This window comes from Micromonospora sp. NPDC000207, assembly GCF_040300925.1.
Taxonomy (GTDB): Bacteria; Actinomycetota; Actinomycetes; order Mycobacteriales; family Micromonosporaceae; genus Micromonospora.
Genome location: NZ_JBEPEQ010000064.1, coordinates 14,754 through 35,089, shown reverse-complemented (window position 1 = coordinate 35,089; position 20,336 = coordinate 14,754). Strand labels below are relative to the sequence as shown.

The window sequence follows — 20,336 nt, the reverse complement described above, 5'->3', positions numbered from 1 at the left end:
ACCCGGATCGTGGTCACCGGCAACTACCGGGCCTGGCGGCACTTCATCGCGATGCGGGCCACCGAGCACGCCGACGTGGAGATCCGTGAGCTGGCGGTGGAGTGCCTGCGGCAGTTGCAGCGGGTCGCCCCGAACGTCTTCGACGACTTCGCCCTCTCCACCCTGCCCGACGGGACCGAGGTGGCTGCCAGCCCGCACGTCGGGTGAGTCCTGCACCCTTCCCGAGCGGGCCTCGGGTGACCGTCCGCTAGGTTGGAAGGCATGACCCACGACCACGCTGCCGCCCCTGGCCGGGCCGCGTCGCGCCCGTTCGGGCGACTGCTCACCGCGATGGTGACCCCCTTCACCGTCGACGGTTCCCTCGACCTCGACGGCGCCGCCCGGCTGGCCACATACCTCGTCAAGGAGCAGGGCAACGACGCGCTGGTGGTCAACGGCACCACCGGCGAGTCACCGACCACGACGGACGCGGAGAAGGAACGCCTGGTCCGGGCCGTGGTCGAGGCGGTCGGGGACAGCGCCCGGGTGGTCGCCGGGGTCGGCACCAACGACACCAGGCACACCATCGAGTTGGCCGCCGCCGCCGAGAAGGCCGGCGCGCACGGCCTTCTGGTGGTGACGCCGTACTACAGCCGGCCGCCGCAGAGCGGGCTGGTGCGGCACTTCACAGCTGTCGCCGACGCCACCGGGCTGCCGGTCATGCTCTACGACATCCCGCACCGCTCCGGGGTCCCGATCGAGACCGAGACCCTGGTCCGGCTCGCGGAACACGGGCGGATCGTGGCGGTCAAGGACGCCAAGGGGGACCTGACCGCCAACTCCTGGGTGACCAGCCGGACCGAGCTGGCCTACTACAGTGGTGACGACGCCCTCACCCTGCCCGCTCTGGCGGTGGGCGGCGTCGGACTGGTGGGCACCTCGACGCACTTCACCGGGGCGCTGACCAAGCAGATGATCGAGGCGTACGACGAGGGTGACCTGACGACCGCGTTGTCAGTGCACCGGCGGCTCCTGCCGCTGTTCACCGGGATCTTCCGGACCCAGGGGACCATCCTGGTCAAGGCCGGGCTGGCGGCCTGCGGGATGCCGTCCGGGCCGGTGCGTCCCCCGTTGGTGGAGGCCACCGACGCCGAGATCGACCAGCTCCGGGCCGACTGTGCGGCGGCGGGGTTGGCACTACCCGAATGACGAAACGACCAGACGGGTGCCGGGTGACGGCGCCGAGGACTCGATACCGGTGCCCGACGACGGCGCCGCAGAATGAGGTGGACGCGTGACCGAGGCGCACATCGAGACGGAACTGCCCCCGCCGCTGCCGGAGGGCGGTCTGCGGATCATCCCGCTCGGCGGACTCGGCGCCATCGGCCGCAACATGACCGTCTTCGAGTACGACGGCAAGCTGCTGATCGTCGACTGCGGGGTGCTCTTCCCCGACGTGGAACAGCCCGGGGTGGACCTGATCCTGCCCGACTTCGGGCCGATCCTGGACCGGCTCGCCGACGTACAGGCCATCGTGCTCACGCACGGCCACGAGGACCACATCGGCGCGGTGCCGTACCTGCTCGCCCACAAGCCCGACATCCCGCTGGTCGGCTCGCAGTTCACCCTGGCCCTGGTCGAGGCGAAGCTCGCCGAGCGGCGGATCCAGCCGTACACCCTGACCGTCCGGGAGGGGGGTCGGGAGCGGCTCGGGCCGTTCGAGTGCGAGTTCTTCGCCGTCAACCACTCCATTCCGGACGCCCTCGCGGTGGCCGTCCGTACCCCCGCCGGGTTGGTCCTGCACACCGGTGACTTCAAGATGGACCAGCTTCCGCTGGACGGGCGGATCACCGACCTGGCCGGCTTCGCCCGGCTCGGGGCGGAGGGCGTCGACCTGCTCCTGTCGGACTCCACGAACGCGGAGATCCCCGGCTTCGTCACCCCGGAGCGGGAGATCGGGCCGGTCCTCGACTCGATCTTCGCCAAGGCCCGGGGGCGGATCATCGTCGCCTCGTTCGCCTCGCACGTCCACCGGGTGCAGCAGGTCTTCGACTCGGCCCTCGAACACGGCCGCAAGGTCGCGCTGATCGGCCGTTCGATGGTCCGCAACATGGGCATCGCCCGGGACCTGGGGCTGCTCAACATCCCGTCCGGCCTGGTGATCGGCATCGAGGAGGCCACCGCCCTGCCGCCGGAGCAGATCGTGCTCATGTCCACCGGTTCCCAGGGGGAGCCGATGAGCGCCCTGGGTCGGATGGCCAGCGGTGACCACCGGCACATCACCATCGCCCCCGGCGACACTGTGGTCCTCGCGTCCTCGCTGGTGCCCGGCAACGAGACCTCGGTCTACCGGGTGATCAACCGTCTGGCCCGCGCCGGGGCGACAGTGGTGCACAAGGACGTGGCGAAGGTGCACGTCTCCGGCCACGCCCCCGCCGGGGAACTGCTCTACCTGCTCAACGTGGTCCGGCCGAGCAACCTGATGCCTGTGCACGGCGAGTGGCGGCACCTGCGGGCCCACGCCCGCCTCGGCATCGAGTCCGGGGTCGCCCCGGACCGGGTGGTGCTCTGCGAGGACGGGGACGTGGTCGACCTGGTCGAGGGTCGGGCCAGCCTGGTCGGGCACGTCAAGAGCCGGTACGTCTACGTCGACGGTCTCGCCGTCGGCGACGTCAGCGAGTCCCTGCTCACCGAGCGTCGGGTCCTCGGTGACGGTGGGTTCATCGCCGCGACAGTGGTGGTCGACTCCGTCACCGGGAAGGTGGTCGGCGGGCCGACCGTCTCGGCGAAGGGCTTCTCCGAGGACCCGGCGGCGTTCAACCCGGTGGTGCCGTTGATCACCGAGGCGCTCAACCGTGCCGCCGCCGACGGGATCACCGACCCGCACCAGCTCCAGCAGATCGTCAGGCGGACCGTGGGCCGGTGGGTGAACGACGCGTACCGCCGTCGGCCGATGATCGTGCCGAACGTCGTCGAGGTCTGACCCGGTCGGTCCGCCGTCGACCGGCGGCGGACCACGCTCGTCCGACGAGGCCGGTCACCCGGGTACGGGTGGCCGGCCTCGATGGTTCAACCACCCGTTCGGAACAGTTCGTCGCCGATTCCTTCAACCGGTGGAGGGTCCCCGACCGTACTCCGACGAGGCAGGCCAGACCGGGCCGGCCGGGAGGAGCGTGGCGGATGGACCGCAGACGGATGACAGCCATCGGCGTGGTGGTCGTGGCGGTGGGAGCGGCGACGGCGATCACCCTGCCGTCCTTCGCCGGGGAGGAACCCGCCTCCGGCGGTGCCCCGGCCCTCTCGGCGGAGCCGGCCCCGGCAGTGGTCGACGCGATGCGCCGCGACCTGGGGCTGACCCGGGACGAGGCGCTGCGTCGACTGGACCGGGAACGGTGGGCGGCCGGTGTGGTCACCGACCTCAGCGACGACCTCGGTGCGGCGTACGGGGGTGCCTGGCTCGGCGAGGACGGCCGTACCCTGAACGTCGCGGTCGCCGACCGAGACCAGGCGCAGCGGGTCCGCGCGGCCGGGGCGCAGCCGAAGCTGGTGTCCCGGGGTCTGACCCAGCTCGACACCCTGAAGTCCGCCATGGACCGCTCCGGGTCGGCGGCCTCCGACGCGGTCTCCGGCTGGTACGTCGACGTCACCGACAACTCCGTTGTGGTGCTGGCCCAGCCGGGTGCCGAGGACGCGGGATGGCGTTTCGTGGACCGCAGCGGGGTGCCCCGGCAGGCGGCCCGGGTGGACGCCACGGTCGAGTCGCCCCGGCTGCTGTTCGACCTGCGGGGCGGGGACGCCTACCTCAACGGCCCCGGCCGCTGCTCGGTCGGGTTCTCGGTGGTCGGCGGGTTCGTCACCGCCGGACACTGCGGGACGCCGGGTGACCGGACCGTCGGCACCAACCAGGTGGCCCAGGGGGTCTTCCGGTCGTCGTCCTTCCCGGGGGACGACTGGGCGTTCGTCCGGACCAGCGACGACTGGGTGCCGCAGCCGGTGGTGAACGACTTCGCCGGGGGTCTGGTCCCGGTGGTCGGCTCCCTGGAGGCCCCTGTCGGTTCCTCGATCTGCCGCTCCGGCTCCACCACCGGCGCCCGCTGCGGGGTCGTCCAGGCCAAGAACACCACAGTCAACTACCCGGAGGGTACGGTCACCGGCCTGACCCGGACCAACGTCTGCGCCGAGCCCGGTGACTCGGGTGGCTCCTGGCTCTCCGGCAACCAGGCGCAGGGGGTCACCTCCGGCGGCTCCGGCGACTGCCGGTTCGGCGGGATCACCTTCTTCCAGCCGGTGAACGAGATCCTGGCGGCGAACAACCTGACCCTGGTCACCGTCGGCAACGCGGCGGCCGTCCAGCAGCCCGCCCGCCGCAACCTGTTCGGCCGCCTCTTCTCCTGACGGTCCGCTTCCGCCTCCCCTGACCGTCCGGTTCCGTGTTCTTGGCCGTCCGGTTCCGTGTTCTTGGCCGTCCGGTTCTGATCCTGGCCGTCCGGTTCCGTGATCTTGGAAGCTTTCGGCCCCCGGAGGGGCCAGCGGCTTCCAAGGTCCTTCGGAGGGGCCGCACAGCCTGCTGCGCAGCGGGGCACGCTGGTGGTCAGGGGAGGGCGGCGACGGCGTCGGCGTACGCGACCCCGGTGGTCAGGGCCGAGTCGATAAGCACGGCGAGCTGGTCGGGGGCGACACCGTACGCCAGGTCGGTGGTGACGTCCCCGGCGAGGACCAGTTCCCCGGTGCCGAGGTCGTGCACGAAGGCCCGGGGGAGCAGCCGGTCATGGTTCCAGGCGTTGCAGAACACGTACGCCTCGGCGAGGCGGGACGCCGGCAGTCGGCGCACGGCGGCCACCCGGGCCTGGAGGATCTCCCCGTCGTCGCCGAGCCGGCGGAACTGGATCAGGGTTCCACCCCACCTGCCGAGCACGGTCCCGGTGTCGTCCACCGTGTAGTCGTCACCCCGGTCGTCGAGCACCGACCTGATCATCGAAAGGCGCAGCGGGGCGAGCACCCCACCGGTCGGCTCGTCTCGTTCCGGCGGGGCCGTGTCCGGATCGTCGCCGTCGCCGTCGCCGTCGCCGTCGCCGGACAACGGCAACGGCAACGGCACCCGGGGGCCGGACGGCCGTTCGGCGAGCCAGGCGGCGATCCGGCCGGACTGGTGCCCCGTGCCGTTGCGGGCGTCGAAGCTCCCGGCCAGCGCGGTGGCCGTGGCGAGCAGGTCGTGTCCGAGCGCCGCCACGTCCAGGGTGGCCGCCGGTCGGGAACCGTACGCCGGTCGGCGCAGGGTGCGCCCGCCCAACCCGGCCTCCACCGCCACCGCACACACCAGGGCGGCACCGGCGGCGAACTCCATCAGCCGCCGGTCGTCGGGTGCCCGGTCGAGGCGGGGCAACTGTTCGGCGAGGATCGACAGGCCCCGCTCGGGGTTGCCGCTGAGGGCACAGAACCGCAGGTGGTGGACGAGGTACCCGTATCCGGTGGGTTCCCGACGGTGCCGCCGGTACGCCAGCACGTGTGCCTGCGCCGCGCGGTCGGGCTCACCGCAGCGCAGCCACTGCAGCAGCCCCACCGCAGCGGCGGCCTCCGGCTGGTCCGTGCAGCAGTCCGTTCCGTCGAGGGCCGGGGCCAACTCGGCCAGGGCCCCGCTCGGGTCACCCCATCCGGCGAGGAGTTCCGCCCGGCGTACCGGGAGGCAACCGGGGCAACCGGCAGCCGGGTCGGGTGCCGCGTCACGCCACCTGTCGTACCACCGGCGGGCGGCGGGCTCGTCCCCGAGATGGTCGGCGATCCGGCAGTGCAGCTCCGCCACCACCTGGGAGGGGACTCCGTCGGCCCGTCGACCGTCCACCGCCGAGCGTCGGGCCAGGTCCTCCAGCATGGACCGGGCCTCGGTCAGGGCCACCCGGGGAGTCCCGAGCAGCGCCTCGACGGCGTGTCGCTGGTACCGGCGCAGCGCCGGGCCGACAGGCGGTCCGCCGGCCCGGTCGAGCAGGTCGTGGCAGTGCCGGACCGGTTCGTACAGCCGCCACGCCTCCCCCCGGTGCAGGTAGGCGTCGATGAGGTCGAGGCGGGCCTCGACGCCGTACCGGATGTCGCCGAGGGCGTCGGCGTAGAGCGCCACCCGCTCCAGTCGGGCGACCCGGTCCGGGGAGTCGGGCCGGTCCCGGGCCTCGGCCAACGCCTCGGCGAGGCTCCGGTCGGCGGGCCCGACCAGGCCGTCGACCCACTCCCGGCGGGCCGGGGGCCCGCTCACCGCAGACCACCGGGTACGTCGTCGACGGCGGCGGCGAGTCCGCGTCCCGCCGAGACCCCCCTGTCGACCAGCCGGTCCAACTGGTGCGGGGTGACCCCGCGTTCCAGGTCGGTGACGACCTCGCCGTGCACCCGGGCCCGACCGGCGTCGTCGACGTGCACGAACGCCTTGGGCCAGAGCTGGTCGTGGTTCCACAGGTCGCAGAAGGCGTGCAGCTGCGGCACCCGGTGGATGTCGAAGGTCGGTGCTGCCACCGTACGGATCTGCAACAGCTCCCCGGCGTCGCCGAGGCGCAGGAACCACACGACGGTGTCCCCCCACCGGGCGTAGCGGGTGCCGTCGGGTCCGGTCTGGACCGGATACCCCCGGTGGGCGAGGACGGCGGCGACCAGGTCGTCGGTCAACGGGCGCAGCGTCGACGGGGAACCGCCGAGCGGATCGTCGGAACGGACCGGCGACTCCATCCGACCTACCTTCTCGTAGAGAGGCGAATATCACGATCGGCGACGTAGCCCGTGTTGCGACGCGCGGACACGACCCGCAAAAGCGGCGGTCCACCGGCTCACGCCGTTACGGTGACCTTATGGCGGGCCGTACCCCTCAGGCGAGTCGGCGACGCGGCGCGTCGCCGCGCGGTACCACTAACAACCGTGCCCGCCAACCGCCGAAGAAGGCGAAGGCTCCGGTCCGGCGGAAGGCGGCGGCCCGTCCGGGCCCCGCCCAGTACGTCGGCCGGGCCGTCGGTGCGGTCTGGATGGGGGTGGCACACGGCGTCGGGTGGGCGGTGCGGGCCGCCGGGCGGCAGGCCGCGTCCGCCAGGGACATCGACCCGGAGCACCGCCGGGACGGCGCGGGGCTGCTCGTCTTCGGCCTGGCCCTGCTCAGCGCGGTGGCGATCTGGTTCTCCGGGGCGGGGCCGGTGGGCGCCCGTCTCGCCGACACGGTCCGCCTCTTCCTCGGGGCGATCTCCATCGTGGTCCCGGTGCTGCTGTCGATCGGCGCGTGGCGGTTGATGAGCGAGCCGTCCGACCCGGAACACCGGGGGCGCGGTCTGGTCGGCTGGGGTTCGATGCTGGTGGCCTTCGCGGCCCTGCTGCACATCGGACAGGCCCCTGTCGACCACGTCCAGCGCGACTACGCCGGTGGGCTGGTCGGTGCCGGGGTCGGTGACCTGCTCAAGGGGGCGGTGACCGGCTGGGTGGCGGTGCCGTTGCTGCTCCTGCTGCTGGTCTTCGGTCTGCTGGTGGTGACCGCCACCCCGATCAACAAGATCCCCGAACGCCTCGGGTTGCTCGCCGGGACCGTGGTGGGGCAGCCGCGGACCGACGACGAGGAGGAGGCCGCAGCACCGGCCCCGGCTCCCCGCCGGCCCCGCCGTCGGCCGGCGAAGAAGGCCGCGCCCGCCCCGCCGTCCGAACCTGAGGACTTCGACGACGACAGCGACGACGAGCCGGTCGAGGTCCACGAGACCCTGGTCCTGCCCCGCAAGCCGCCGGGGAGGGTGCCGGCCGGTCGCAAGCCGGTGGACCCCCCGGAGCACTCGCCCGCGCCCACCCGGGCCGAGCAGCTGGCGTTGACCGGCATGGCCGGGGACTACACCCTGCCTCCGGCGAACCTGCTCTCCTCCGGTGCCGCACCGAAGACCCGCAGCAAGGCCAACGACGAGGTGATCACCGCCCTGCGGGGGGTGTTCGAGCAGTTCGGGGTGGACGCCGACGTCACCGGCTTCACCCGGGGGCCGACCGTCACCAGGTACGAGGTCGAGCTGGGGCACGGCGTGAAGGTCGAGCGGATCACCCAGCTCTCCCGCAACATCGCGTACGCGGTGAAGTCGCCGGACGTCCGCATCCTCAGCCCGATCCCGGGCAAGAGCGCGGTGGGCGTGGAGATCCCGAACACCGACCCGGAGAACGTGTCCCTCGGCGACGTCCTGCGGTCCCGGGCGGCGACCAGCGACCACCATCCGATGGTGGTGGCGCTCGGCAAGGACATCGAGGGCGGCTACGTCGTGGCCAATCTTGCGAAGATGCCTCACATTTTGGTGGCGGGCGCTACCGGTGCCGGCAAGTCGTCGTGCCTGAACTCGCTGCTGGTGTCGATCCTGACCCGGTCCACCCCGGACGAGGTGCGGCTGCTGCTGATCGACCCGAAGAGGGTGGAGATGACCAGTTACGAAGGCATCCCGCACCTGGTCACCCCGATCGTGACGAACGCCAAGAAGGCCGCCGACTCGCTGGAGTGGGTGGTCCGTGAGATGGACATGCGCTACGACGACCTCGCCGCCAACGGGGTCCGGCACATCGACGACTTCAACCGCAAGGTCCGTACCGGTGAGATCACGGCACCGCCGGGCAGCGAACGGGAGATGCGGCCGTACCCGTACCTGCTGGTGATCGTCGACGAGCTGGCCGACCTGATGATGGTCGCGCCCCGCGACGTGGAGGACTCGGTGGTCCGGATCACCCAGCTGGCCCGGGCGGCCGGGATCCACCTCGTGCTGGCGACCCAGCGGCCCAGCGTCGACGTGGTCACCGGTCTGATCAAGGCGAACGTGCCGTCCCGGCTGGCCTTCGCCACCTCCTCGTTGGCCGACTCCCGGGTCATCCTGGACCAGCCGGGTGCGGAGAAGCTCCTCGGTCGGGGTGACGGGTTGTTCCTGCCGATGGGGGCGTCCAAGCCGATCCGGATCCAGGGCGCCTGGGTCACCGAGGGCGAGATCGCCGATGTGGTGAAGTTCTGCAAGGACCAGCGGGAGCCGGAGTTCCGCTCCGACGTGCTCGCCCCGGCGCAGGACAGCAAGAAGAAGATCGACGAGGAGATCGGCGACGACCTGGACCTGCTGGTGCAGGCGGTGGAGTTGGTGGTGACCTCGCAGTTCGGGTCGACCTCGATGTTGCAGCGCAAGCTGCGGGTCGGCTTCGCCAAGGCGGGCCGGTTGATGGACCTGATGGAGACCCGGGGGGTGGTGGGACCCTCCGAGGGCTCGAAGGCCCGCGACGTCCTGGTCAAGCCGGACGAACTGGAGGAGGTCCTGGTCGGCCTGCGCGGCGGCGACTGACCGGGCCACCGCGCGCCGGGCTGCGCGGCGGCGACTGACCGGGTCACCGCGCACGAGGGCCCGCCGGTGTCCGGCGGGCCCGTCGAGAGCGTACGGCTGGTGCGGTGGGCGGGTCAGCCACCCATGATCAGCGCGCCGAGCAGCATGTTGATCAGAATCGCACCGACCCCGGCGGCGGCGGCGTACCAGCCGAGGGGCTTGTCGCCCTGGACCGCTCCGGCGACCCCGAGGGCCACCGCGACCAGGCCGAACAGCAGCGGGAACAGGAAGAGGCCGACCCCGGCGAAGACGAATCCGAGAATCGTGCAGATGCGGGCGGCGCTGGTGTTCGAGCGGGTCCCGGCGTGGGTGTTGGCCATGATCTCTCCTCCTGGTGTCGTGCTGTTCGGCGTCGGTCCGGCAGTACCCACGCCGGTGCACTGTCCAAACAGCACGGCCCGTACCGGGATCAATGGAAGAGCTTGAGACCGATCACGCCGGCGACCACCAGCAGCAGACTCAGCACCCGCAGGAGACTCGTCGACTCGCCGAGGAACAGCATGCCGACCAGGGCGGTGCCCACAGCGCCGATACCGACCCAGATCGCGTACCCGGTGCCGATCGGGATCTCGCGCAGCGCGTACGCCAGACCGAACATGCTGAGCACGAGAGCGCCCAGGAAGACAAGGGTGGGGGTGAGCCGGGTGAAACCGGCGCTGCGGCCCAGGGCGATCGCCCAGACCGTCTCCAACACCCCGGAGACCACCAATACGATCCAGGCCATGACGTCACCTCGGTGGGTGGGCCCGACCACCGGGGCCGGGACGAGTCGGTCACCGCACCCGAAGGCACGGTGGTGAACTCGGGGCGTCTTCGCATGACCGGGTACGCCCACGACTCGTCCGGGGCGGCTCGTCGACACCGGGCCGCCTTCGGTGACCCTAGCACCGTCGACCAGGGGCGACCGGTGACGTCGCCGCCGTCGACGCTCCCCCGGGTCGGCCCGGTACCCTCGGACCGTGTCTGCCACCTCCCCTTCCGCCGAGCCGGGCCGTCGCGTCGCCCTGCTGACTCTTGGTTGTGCCCGCAACGAGGTCGATTCGGAGGAGCTGGCCGCCCGGCTGCACGCCGACGGCTGGCAGGTCACCACCGACGGCGAGGGCGCCGACGTGGTGGTCGTCAATACCTGTGGCTTCGTGGAGAAGGCGAAGCAGGACTCGATCCAGACCCTGCTGGCCGCCGCCGACACCGGTGCCAAGGTGGTCGCCGCCGGGTGCATGGCCGAGCGGTACGGTCGCGAGCTCGCCGACAGTCTCCCCGAGGCGCAGGCGGTGCTCAGCTTCGACGACTACCCCGACATCGCCGCCCGGCTCGACGCTGTCGTCGCCGGTGCCCCCCTCGCCGCGCACACCCCCCGGGACCGGCGTGAGCTGCTTCCGCTGACGCCGGTGGCCCGGCGCGACAGCGCGGTGGTGCTGCCCGGCCACGGTGCTCCGGCCCCGGATCCCGCCGACCCGGCCCTGGACGAGCGGACCCCGGCGCACCTGCGTCAGGTGCTGCGCCGTCGGCTCGACACCGGGCCTGTCGCGTCGTTGAAGCTGGCCAGCGGATGCGACCGCCGCTGTGCGTTCTGCGCCATTCCCGCCTTCCGGGGGGCGTTCGTCTCGCGTACCCCCGACGAGCTGCTCGCCGAGGCGGAGTGGCTGGCCGGGACGGGCGTCCGGGAGCTGGTCCTGGTCAGCGAGAACTCCACCTCCTACGGCAAGGACCTGGGGGACCCCCGGGCGTTGGAGAAGCTGCTGCCGCAGTTGGCCGCCGTCGACGGCATCGTCCGGGTCCGCGCCAGCTACCTGCAACCCGCCGAGACCCGCCCCGGGCTGGTCGAGGCGATAGCCACCACCCCCGGTGTGGCGGCCTACTTCGACCTCTCCTTCCAGCACTCCAGCGAGCCGGTGCTGCGTCGGATGCGTCGGTTCGGCTCCACCGACCGGTTCCTGGAGCTGCTCGCCTCCGCACGGGCGCTGGACCCGGCGGCCGGCGCGCGGAGCAACTTCATCGTCGGCTTCCCCGGGGAGACCCGGGCCGACGTCGAGGAACTGGTTCGGTTCCTGACCGAGGCGCGGCTCGACGCGATCGGCGTCTTCGACTACAGCGACGAGGACGGCACCGAGGCCGCCGGGCTTTCCGGCAAGGTCGCCGCCGCCACAGTGAAACGCCGGTACGACAAGATCAGCGCGTTGGCCGACGAACTCTGCTCCCAGCGGGCCGAGGAGCGGCTCGGCAGCATCGTCGAGGTGCTCGTCGACACCGTCGCCGACGGGGTCGTGGAGGGCCGGGCGGCCCACCAGGCCCCCGAGGTGGACGGCTCCACCACCCTGGTCGCCCCGGACGGCGGCGGCGTGGACCTGGCCGCGTTGCGCCCCGGCGATCTGGTCCGGGCCACCGTCACCGACACCGAAGGGGTCGACCTGGTGGCCGTACCGGATGAGATGATCTCGGCGGCGCCCGGCGCGGCGCGGTGACGGCGGCCCGGAACGGAGCGGGGGAGTCGAGTGGCGCGGGACCGGACAGACCGCAGCGGGACGCTGCGGTGAGCCCGACGACGGAAGCGAGCCCGGTGGTCACCGCGGTACCGGTGGTCAACCCTGCCAACGCCCTGACCGCACTGCGGTTGGTGCTCGTGCCGGTCTTCGTGGCCCTGGTGATCGTCTCCCAGATGGACCGGCCGGGCTGGCAGATCGTGGCCTGTCTGACCTTTGCCTTCGCCTCGGCGACCGACGTCGTCGACGGGTGGATCGCCCGTCGGTTCTCGCTGGTCACAGCGGTCGGCAAGGTGGCCGACCCGATCGCGGACAAGGCGCTGACCGGGGCGGCGCTGCTGCTGCTGTCCTGGTACGGCGACCTGTCCTGGTGGGTGACCGGGTTGATCCTGGCCCGGGAGGTGGGCGTCACGGCGCTGCGGTTCTGGGTGATCAGGCACGGCGTCATCGCGGCGAGCCGGGGCGGCAAACTCAAGACCGCCCTCCAGATCGTGGCGATCGTCTGGTACCTCTGGCCGCTGCCGGACCCGCTCGCCGCCGTCGGCGGTTGGATCATGGCGGCGGCGGTGGTGGTCACCGTGGTCACCGGATTCGACTACGCACTGCGGGCCTGGCGTCTGCGTCGTCGGCGGTGATCCCGGGGCCTGGCGTCCGCGTCGCCGGCGGTGAGAGCGTGCCCCTCCTCGGATCGATCCGCGCGGGGTCGGTGGATTGACCCCGTCCGGTCGGGGAAGTGTGGATCGTATGAACAGCGACGCCCACGGACGGCGGCCGGTGGGTAACCCGGCTGCCGCCGCAGTACACCGACTCGCCCTCCGGCACGAGACCCTGGCCACCGTCGAGTCGCTCACCGGTGGGCTCCTCGCCGCCGGGATCGTGGAGATCGCCGGGGTCAGCAGCATCTACCGGGGCGGGCTGGTCGTGTACTCCACCGACATGAAGGCGCAGCTCGCCGACGTGCCGACCGCACTGTTGGCCGAGCGGGGCGCCGTCGACGCGGACGTGGCGGTCGCCCTCGCCGAGGGTGGGCGACGCCGGTGCGACGTGGACTGGTGCGTCGCGACGACGGGCGTCGCCGGGCCGGAGCCGCAGGACGGCAAGCCGGTCGGGCTGGTCTTCGTCGCGGTGGCCGGCCCCGACGGGACGACGGTACGGCAACTCGACCTCGACGGGGGTCGGGAGCACATCCGGTCGGCCACCGTGATCGAGGCGCTGCGCCTGCTCGCCGAACGGATCGACGCCCTCGACGCCGTCCTCCGGTGAGGTGGTGCCCGAGGCGTCCCGGTGGCCCGGAGCCGGCAGTCAGCGGCGCTCCCGGCCCGGGGATCCATGGGCGGGGGAGGATGTCAGCGGGCGCGGCACCGGGTACGGTTGCGGGAAGGCCGGGTGATCCGCCGGCATGGCCGTGGTGACACGGCGTGCGGCGTGACTCTGCCGGGTGGTCGTCCCTGAGAGGGGGAGGTGCGATGGTCCTGCTACGCCGCGTGATCGGGGATGCGCTGCGGGCCCGCCGACAGGGGCAGCACCGCACCCTGCGTGAGGTGTCCTCGGCCGCCAACGTCAGCCTCGGCTACCTCTCGGAGATCGAGCGCGGCCAGAAGGAACCCTCCAGCGAGCTGCTCGCCGCCATCTGCGACGCGCTGGGTGCCCGCCTCTCCGAGCTGTTGCGCGAGGTCAGCGACACCGTCGCCCTGGCCGAGCAGATGCCGGGGGTGCTGGTGCCGGTCGGGGGAGAGTCCGCTGCGCAGCCGGTGCCCGCGACCGCTGTCGGCAGGGCCGGGGCCCGAGGGGTGCGCCAGGTCGGCTCCGACGGCGCCGTCGCCGTCTCGGTGCGTCAGGAATCGCCGTTGAAGGCCACCCTGCGTAGCAGCCGGGTCCGGTCGGCCGACCGAGACGTGGTCTGCGCTGCCTGAAGCTTGCTCCCGGCGTGGCCGAGGGTGGTTTCCGCCGCGTAGGGTTGGCGCACGAGCGCTGGCCTGGTCGGCGTCCGTGGCGTACCCGGGGTCCGGGTGGCGAACGCCTGGGACGATGGACACAGTGCCGCGCTACCGCCGGTCCGGCTCTGCCCGGCCCGGCGCAGGCGGAGCGATGCTACTGAGGGGACACGGCGAAGATGGCTAACCCGTTCGTCAAGGGTTGGAAGTACCTGATGGCGCTCTTCGGTGCCAAGATCGACGAACACGCGGATCCCAAGGTGCAGATCCAGCAGGCCATCGAAGAGGCCCAACGTCAGCACCAGGCTCTCGTTCAGCAGGCGGCGGCGGTCATCGGCAACCAGCGCCAGTTGGAGATGAAGCTGTCCCGGCAGATGTCCGAGGTCGAGCGCCTGCAGGCCAACGCCCGGCAGGCCCTGGTCCTGGCCGACCAGACCCGGGCCAAGGGCGACGAGACGCAGGCCGGACAGTACGAGCAGTCCGCACAGACCCTCGCCAGCCAGCTCGTCTCCGCCGAGCAGGCCACCGAGGACCTCAAGACCCTGCACGACCAGGCGCTGGCCGCGGCCGCCCAGGCCCGCCGCGCTGTGGAGAACAACTCGATGATCCTCCAGCAGAAGCTGGCCGAGCGCAGCAAGCTGCTCAGCCAGCTGGAGCAGGCCAAGATGCAGGAGACCGTGGCCGCCTCGCTGGAGTCGATGTCCTCGATGGCCGCTCCGGCCAACACGCCCTCCCTCGACGAGGTCCGGGACCGGATCGAGCAGCGCTACTCCACCGCGATGGGGCGGGCCGAACTGGCCGGCAACTCCGTCGAGGGGCGGATGATGGAGATCCAGAAGTCGACCATCGACATGGCGGGCTCTGCCCGGCTGGAGCAGATCCGGTCCAGCCTCGCCGGTGAGCAGCTCGCCAACCGGCCGGACCAGGCCGCCGGTCAGCAGGCAGGCGGTCAGCAGGCCGCCCCGGCGAGCGACCCGGCCGCCGCCGCCCGCCTCGACGAGCTGCGGGCCAACATGTCGCGTGACCGCAACACCGGGGACAGCTCGGCCGCCGGCTGAGCAGAGGACGGCTGCCGGCGACGGCCACCGGTGATCCGGGGCCGTCGTCGACCCGGGGACCCAAGGGGGTAGGGATGGCGGACGAACGAGCACGCTACTTCCGTCGGCTGGGCAAGCTTCGGCGCTCGGCCCGTCGGTGGAGCGTCGCCGCCGGTGGGCTCGGCGGCACCGCCGCCGTCCTCATCCCGTACGCCGGGATCGGGCTGCCGGACGCGGCCTGGGCCGGTGCCGCCGGGACCGCCATCGCGATGGCGGCCTGGCGTTGGATCGACCTGAAGGCACTCGCCGCCCAGCCGGCACCCCCGCCGGTCGACCCGGCCGAGGTCGCCGCCCGCAACCGGGCCCGCCTGGTCGCCGCCGTCGAGCGGCTCCCGGCCGGACCGGGTGTCCTGGCCGAGGTACGCCGGGTGCGCTCCCGGTACGCGATGCGGGGCACCTCCGTCGCCCCGCTCTGGGGCCGCCTGGACCAGGCGGCGCTGGCGCTCGGCGGGATGTCCGGTCGGCTGACCGGACTCGCCGCCCCCGCCCTGGAGCAGGCGGCCGACGCGGACAGGTCACTGCGGGAGCTGGCCGGGCGGGTGGTGAGTGTCGAGCGGGCGCTGCACCTGGCCCCGGCCCAGCCCCGGTCCCCGCTCGCCGACGTCCACCAGGAGTTGGTCGCCCAGCTGGACAGCGGGGTCGCCGCCTACGAGCAGTTGGTGGTCGCCGCCGCCGGGTTCCTCGCCGAGGACTCCCGACCGGCGACCACCGAGCACGTTGCCGCCGCCCGGCTGGCCGAGGCGACCGACCTGCTACACGGGGTCTCGTCGGCCCTCGCCGAACTCCGCGCCGCCGCCCCCGCCCCGATCCGGACCCCGACCACCTGACCTGCGGGGCCGAACCGGTCTACATCCCTCGGCCCTGGTTCCCCGGTTGCTGCCTGTACCCGCGCGACGTCTGGTGGGACGGGCCGCTGGGCGGTAGGGAGTAGGCCGGTGGCTGATCTCCGAGCCTCATGCCCGCGATCCCGGCGGTGAGCTGACTGTCGTCAGCCGGCACGATCACGGGGGAGGGCGACGACCCCTGTTCCGGTCCCGGGTACTCCGGCGGTCGACGGTACGAGGGCACCATGGGGGGATCCTCTGGTGCGTCTCGCCTCCGGGCAAAGAGGGTCCCCGGTGTGCCGGGAACGTACGACGCGGGGAAGTCCCGGTTCACCGGACCCGGCCGATAACGGTTGGCCTCGCTGCATCGCTGGGCCTGGTGCCTGTTTCGGACTGCGTCCGTCCAACCGAGTTGCGAGATGGTCCGTAGCTCGTCCCTGCTGACATCCGAGTACTTGTGCAGGTCGTACAGTCGCCTTCCGATCGGAAAGTCGACAGTGATCCGCTCTGGCGTTATCAGCGGATTCAGAGGGCTCACCTTGACCCGCCAGGCCTCCACCTCGATCACGTCCTTCATGGTGGGGAGTCGCCCTCGCAGACGCTGGGCGAGCCGCTGCATGGCTGCTATCCGCAGGGCGGGAGTCACCACCAGTTCACCCCCCACCTCTCGGATCATGGACCCGGACCCGGGCGGCAGGATCCCGTCGAGTTCGAGCTGCTGCCGGATGCGAAGGGGCATGCTGGCCCGGCCGCAGTACTCGGGGGAGTTGACGTCCTTCCAGCGGGTCAGCCGGTCGTACATCCCCGGGTCCAACGCGTCGTCGTCGAAGACCACCTTCCCGCTCTCGGACCGGGAGATCTTGCCGGATGCGGTGGCCTCCAGGTAGGCCGCCATGAAGGTGACCCACTCGTCGTCGGTGCGCGGGTTCATGACGGTGCTCCTCTGCGGTGTCGGCCCCCTCTCCGACGTTTGCGGGAGCCGACGGTTCATGAGGCAGCGATGTGATGCAGGTCACTCATTTGGTCGGGGTTGGTCGGGTGCCGGTGTGGTGACCGGGAGGGGGCCGGTGAACGGGGAACTGCCGACGACGTTGAACGACCGGACCCGGTAGAAGTACGTCGTACCCCGGGACAGCCCGCTGTTCGTGAACCCGCGCCCGGTGACGGTGAAGGCGGCCAGGTCCCGGGTGAACCGGGGATCGGTGGCCCGCTGGACGACGAACCCCGAACCGGCCCCGGCCGGGGTGCCGCAGGACCAGGTCACGGTCACGGTGGCGGTGTCCGGGGCGGGGGCGGCGGCGGTGGCGGCGACGGAGTGCGGCAACCCGGGCACCGGGGGCGTCGTCACAGTGGTCACCGTCGACCAGGGGGAGACTGCACCGAGGTAGGTGGCGCGTACCCGGTAGTAGTAGGTGGTGTCCGACGCGACCACGGCGTCCAGGTGGGTCTCGCCGACCCCGATCGCGGTGGTGACGGGACCGCTGGTGAAGGTCGGGTTGGTGGCCCGCTGCACGTCGACCCCGGTGGCGAAGGAACGGTTGGTCCAGCCCAGGGAGACCCGCAACGGGGCGGCGGCCGGGACCGCCGCCGCCAGCCCGGTCGGCGGGTTCATCCGGACCGCGACGAGGACGCTGTTCGACCAGGCCGAGCAGCCGGCGTTGTTCTCCGCCCGGAGCCGGTAGTGGTAGGTCACCCCCGGGGTGACGGTGGCGTCGGTGTAGCGGTTCGCCGTGCCGGCCACCGTCAGGGCGGTCACCCCCTCGGTGAAGGCCGCGTCGGTGGCCCGCTCCAACCGGTGGCTGGTGGCCGCCGGTCGACTGCCGTTGCCGGTCCAGGTCAGGTCGATCGCCGGCAGTCGGGTCGAGGTCCCCGGAACCGGGGTAGCGGTCAGGCCGGACGGCGCCCGGGGCGAGACCCGCAGCACCAGGGGGCGGGTCATGCCCTGGTCCCGGTGACCGGCGAGGGTGCTCTGCCAGCGGAACTCCCACCCCAGGTTCACCATCTGGTTGACCACCCTCGCCGGGCCACCGTCGAACGGGCTGGTCCCCGTCCCGCCGGTACGGTCACCGGCCGGGCGCAGCGGGTCGAGCAGCCGTACGCTGTCGCCGAGCGTGAACGGCAGCACCGGGGCGACAGGGCGCAGCGCGATCACCACGTCCTCGCGGGGGTTGACCCGGACGGTGTCCTTCCAGCCCAGCTCGGCGGGGTGCGGGGGGCGGACGGTGCCGTCCCAGCCGACCCGGTTGACCACCTGGAAGTCGCACCCGGTCAGGTGCAGCGGGTGGGTGATCCGGTCGGTGCCGACGATCCGCCACAGTTGGGTGCCGTCGTCGGGGCCACCGACGGGGGCCGCCGGGTCGCCGGCGTAGAGGATCTCGGTGGCCGGGTCGGTGGGGCCGAGCGCAATGATCGCCGGGTTCAGCGGCCCGCCGTGCGGGTTGCCCACCCCGAGGCGGCCGGTCCGACGGCCGTGTCGGCGCTCGAACACCTCCTGCACGCCCTTGACCGCCAGGGGCAGGGTGACCGCCTCGATCGCCCCGACCGGGGTGAACTCCACGGTCGTGGCGTGCACCGTCACCCGGGTCTCCCGGGCGGTACGGGTGTCGAACGCCCTGTCGTACGCGGGCTGGGGCACGATCGGGGGGCGCTGGGCGACCGCGTACGCCCTCGGCAGCCGTTCGGTCAGCCGGGCCAGGTCGTACGCCTCGTCGGCCTCGCCCTCGACCCTGATCTGGAGCAGGGTCCGGGTGTTCGGCCCGTACCCGGGGCGGGTCGGTGGTGGGCCGCCGACGTCGCGCTGGTCGGGGCCGCCGGTGTGGTGGTCGTAGCGGGGGTCGAGGCAGGGCAGCGGGGCGGGACAGTCGTTGTAGAGGATCAACACGCTGCCGGGGGTGACAGTGGAGAAGTCGACCACCACGTCGGCCCGCTCGCCGGGGGCCAGGAGCAGGGCGTGGGAGTCCACGTTCAACACCGTCGGGTCCTGCCTGTCGTACCGGTACCCGATCGGCTGCGCGGGAAGCACCACGGGGGCCGGGAGGAGCCCGCCCTCGTTGCCGATCTGCACCAGGTCCGGGCCGGCGGCGAGGGGGTCGGGAACCCCTCCGACCCGCCCGTCGGTGGGCCAGCGCGGCGGTCGGTCGAGGGTCCGGACCGCCTCCACCATCGGTACCTCACCGGCATCGGGGTCGGCGAGGCTGCCGTCGGGCCGCCACATCGCAGCGTCCGAGTCGGCCCGGTAGAGCTGGAGGTTCAGGCTCCGGTCCGCGCAGGCGTTGAGGATCCGGAACCGGTACGCCTTCGGCCGGACCACCAGGTACGGGTAGGCGCACCCGTTGACGACGGGGGTGTCGCCGTACGCCTCGGGCACCGCCCCGGGGTGCGGGACCCCCGGGGCCAGCGGCGGTTCGTCGGGGGCGGTGGCCGGGTCGTGGTGGGGGTTCGGTACCGGGGCCGCCGGCCCGGTGTCAACGCCCGCCGGGTCGGCGGTGGAGGGCCCGGCCACCGCCTCCCGCGACCACGGACCGTAGTCCCACCTGCCGGTCGGGTTGCGCCCCGACGGGTGGTACGGGTTCTGTCGGGGCTGGTAGACGTGCGGGTGCCACAGGTCGCCACGGGACCCCCACCGGCTCCGGTCCCAGGTCGGGTCCTCGGCGGCGAGTTGGGCGTCGTCGGGCACGAAGGTCTTGTCCTGGATGACCAGCGGCAGCTGCTCGGCGGGGAGCACCCCGTCGGCCACCAGCTCCTCCTCGACGGCGTCGGTGAGCAGGTACGGCGCGAGCTGCCCGGAGTAGACGGTGAGCCGGGACAACCCCAGGGTGTTGTCGTGCAGCCACATCAGCCGGCCGCTCTGGCTGTTGGGGAAGTACAGCGTGGTGGAGCCGGAGCCCGGGTCCGGCATGTCCGGCACGTGGGTCAGCCCCACCCCGGTCGGGTACGGGGTGATCTCGCCGGCCGGGGTCACCCAGTGCAGGGGGTTGCCGGCGCTGATCCAGCCGGTCTGCGCCCCGGCCAGGTGGGGCACCGCCCGGTTCTGTGGATAGGGAGCCGGACCGTCCAGCGGCCCCGGGCCCGCCCCGTCGAGGGTCGGGTCGACAGGGAGGAACAGGTCTCCGGCGGGCCCGGTCGGCAGCTGGTTGATGAACTTGATCCGTACCGGCCGCCCCCGGCGCGCGGCGATCAACGGCCCGTGCAGGTACGGCCGGTCCGGCGGGTGGACGGTGTTGTGCCCGGTCGGGTCGGTGCCGAGGTTCAGCTGCCGGTAGCCGCGCAACCTGGTGGCGGGCAGATCCCGGTGCAACCGCTGCCGGTACTCCTGCAACCCGATCTCGTAGTAGTCGCAGCCGGGGTAGGTGATGGTGTCGGGAACGGCCACCGGCAGGTGCCCGCCGAGGGCGTTGCGTCCGTGCGGACCGGGCAGCGGGAGGGCGTCGACGAACTTGCGGACACCTGTGCCGCCGACCACCCGACCGGCGGCGTCGACCTCCGGCCGGGGACTGGTGGCGAAGTTCGGCACCGGGCCGTACCACCGGGGTGCCACCTGCGGATCGAGGCTGCCGGTGGTCGTCGGCGTCGCCGGGTCGGGGGTCCGGGCGGCCGGCACCGGCCGTCGGTCCGTGCCGCTGCGGGTGGGCCGCAGCAGCCAGGTGGAGCGGAGTCTGCGGAAGATGGCCATGGCGCTCCC

Annotated in this window: 17 protein-coding genes and 1 riboswitch; of the genes, 11 read left to right on the top strand and 6 right to left on the bottom strand. The window is 72.6% G+C overall.

What is annotated here, in order from left to right:
- The 4 genes from ABT336_RS17120 to ABT336_RS17105 form a co-directional block, all read left to right on the top strand.
- Positions 1–207: FAD-dependent thymidylate synthase (locus ABT336_RS17120; protein ID WP_350897583.1), on the top strand; the 207-nt coding region annotated here is incomplete at its 5' end.
- A gap of 54 nt (positions 208–261) precedes the next feature.
- Positions 262–1,188, top strand: a complete 927-nt coding sequence (gene dapA / locus ABT336_RS17115) for a 4-hydroxy-tetrahydrodipicolinate synthase (protein ID WP_350897582.1) — start codon at positions 262–264, stop codon at positions 1,186–1,188.
- 85 nt (positions 1,189–1,273) lie between these two features.
- Positions 1,274–2,962, top strand: a complete 1,689-nt coding sequence (locus ABT336_RS17110) for a ribonuclease J (RefSeq protein WP_350897581.1) — start codon at positions 1,274–1,276, stop codon at positions 2,960–2,962.
- Positions 2,963–3,159: 197 nt separating this feature from the next.
- On the top strand, positions 3,160–4,374 hold the full coding sequence (locus ABT336_RS17105) for a S1 family peptidase (RefSeq protein WP_350897580.1): 1,215 nt from the start codon (positions 3,160–3,162) through the stop codon (positions 4,372–4,374).
- A 196-nt stretch (positions 4,375–4,570) separates the two neighbouring features.
- Here ABT336_RS17105 and ABT336_RS17100 read toward each other — a convergent pair whose 3' ends face one another.
- Both ABT336_RS17100 and ABT336_RS17095 read right to left on the bottom strand, forming a co-directional pair.
- Positions 4,571–6,223 carry a YbjN domain-containing protein gene (locus ABT336_RS17100; protein ID WP_350897579.1) on the bottom strand — a complete coding sequence of 551 codons (1,653 nt, stop codon included), beginning with the start codon at positions 6,221–6,223 and terminating at the stop codon, positions 4,571–4,573.
- A complete protein-coding gene (locus ABT336_RS17095; protein ID WP_350897578.1) occupies positions 6,220–6,687 on the bottom strand; it encodes a type III secretion system chaperone family protein in 468 nt (155 codons plus the stop codon). Before ABT336_RS17095 ends, ABT336_RS17100 begins: the two co-directional genes overlap by 4 nt.
- 119 nt (positions 6,688–6,806) lie before the next feature.
- Here ABT336_RS17095 and ABT336_RS17090 point away from each other — a divergent pair, with 119 nt between their 5' ends.
- Entirely contained in the window at positions 6,807–9,281 is a 2,475-nt protein-coding gene (locus ABT336_RS17090) for an FtsK/SpoIIIE family DNA translocase (protein ID WP_350897577.1), read from the top strand.
- 113 nt (positions 9,282–9,394) lie between these two features.
- Here the strand turns inward: ABT336_RS17090 and ABT336_RS17085 are convergent, their stop codons facing one another.
- On the bottom strand, positions 9,395–9,640 hold the full coding sequence (locus tag ABT336_RS17085; RefSeq protein WP_350897576.1) for a hypothetical protein: 246 nt from the start codon (positions 9,638–9,640) through the stop codon (positions 9,395–9,397).
- 89 nt (positions 9,641–9,729) lie between these two features.
- Positions 9,730–10,044, bottom strand: coding sequence for a quaternary ammonium compound efflux SMR transporter SugE (gene sugE / locus ABT336_RS17080; RefSeq protein ID WP_350897575.1), 315 nt, complete (start codon positions 10,042–10,044; stop codon positions 9,730–9,732).
- Between the two features lie 77 nt (positions 10,045–10,121).
- Positions 10,122–10,193, bottom strand: a riboswitch (guanidine-III (ykkC-III) riboswitch).
- An 86-nt stretch (positions 10,194–10,279) separates the two neighbouring features.
- Between sugE and rimO the strand changes: the two genes are divergently transcribed.
- From rimO to pspM, 6 genes are all read left to right on the top strand, one after another.
- Complete coding sequence (rimO, locus tag ABT336_RS17075; protein ID WP_350897574.1) at positions 10,280–11,782, top strand: 30S ribosomal protein S12 methylthiotransferase RimO; 1,503 nt, start codon at positions 10,280–10,282, stop codon at positions 11,780–11,782.
- Between the two features lie 68 nt (positions 11,783–11,850).
- A complete protein-coding gene (gene pgsA / locus ABT336_RS17070; RefSeq protein ID WP_350897573.1) occupies positions 11,851–12,435 on the top strand; it encodes a CDP-diacylglycerol--glycerol-3-phosphate 3-phosphatidyltransferase in 585 nt (194 codons plus the stop codon).
- A 109-nt stretch (positions 12,436–12,544) separates the two neighbouring features.
- Positions 12,545–13,063, top strand: a complete 519-nt coding sequence (locus ABT336_RS17065; RefSeq protein WP_350897572.1) for a CinA family protein — start codon at positions 12,545–12,547, stop codon at positions 13,061–13,063.
- A 203-nt stretch (positions 13,064–13,266) separates the two neighbouring features.
- Entirely contained in the window at positions 13,267–13,713 is a 447-nt protein-coding gene (locus ABT336_RS17060) for a helix-turn-helix domain-containing protein (RefSeq protein WP_350897571.1), read from the top strand.
- A 200-nt stretch (positions 13,714–13,913) separates the two neighbouring features.
- The gene (locus tag ABT336_RS17055; RefSeq protein ID WP_350897570.1) at positions 13,914–14,792 is read left to right on the top strand and encodes a PspA/IM30 family protein; all 879 of its coding nucleotides are present in this window, start codon (positions 13,914–13,916) and stop codon (positions 14,790–14,792) included.
- Positions 14,793–14,866: 74 nt separating this feature from the next.
- Positions 14,867–15,658, top strand: coding sequence for a phage shock envelope stress response protein PspM (pspM, locus tag ABT336_RS17050; RefSeq protein ID WP_350897569.1), 792 nt, complete (start codon positions 14,867–14,869; stop codon positions 15,656–15,658).
- 19 nt (positions 15,659–15,677) lie between these two features.
- Here pspM and ABT336_RS17045 read toward each other — a convergent pair whose 3' ends face one another.
- Together ABT336_RS17045 and ABT336_RS17040 are read right to left on the bottom strand one after the other, a co-directional pair.
- Entirely contained in the window at positions 15,678–16,586 is a 909-nt protein-coding gene (locus ABT336_RS17045; RefSeq protein WP_350897568.1) for a hypothetical protein, read from the bottom strand.
- Positions 16,587–16,667: 81 nt separating this feature from the next.
- Positions 16,668–20,327, bottom strand: a complete 3,660-nt coding sequence (locus ABT336_RS17040; RefSeq protein ID WP_350897567.1) for a multicopper oxidase domain-containing protein — start codon at positions 20,325–20,327, stop codon at positions 16,668–16,670.
- Positions 20,328–20,336: the final 9 nt, after the last annotated feature.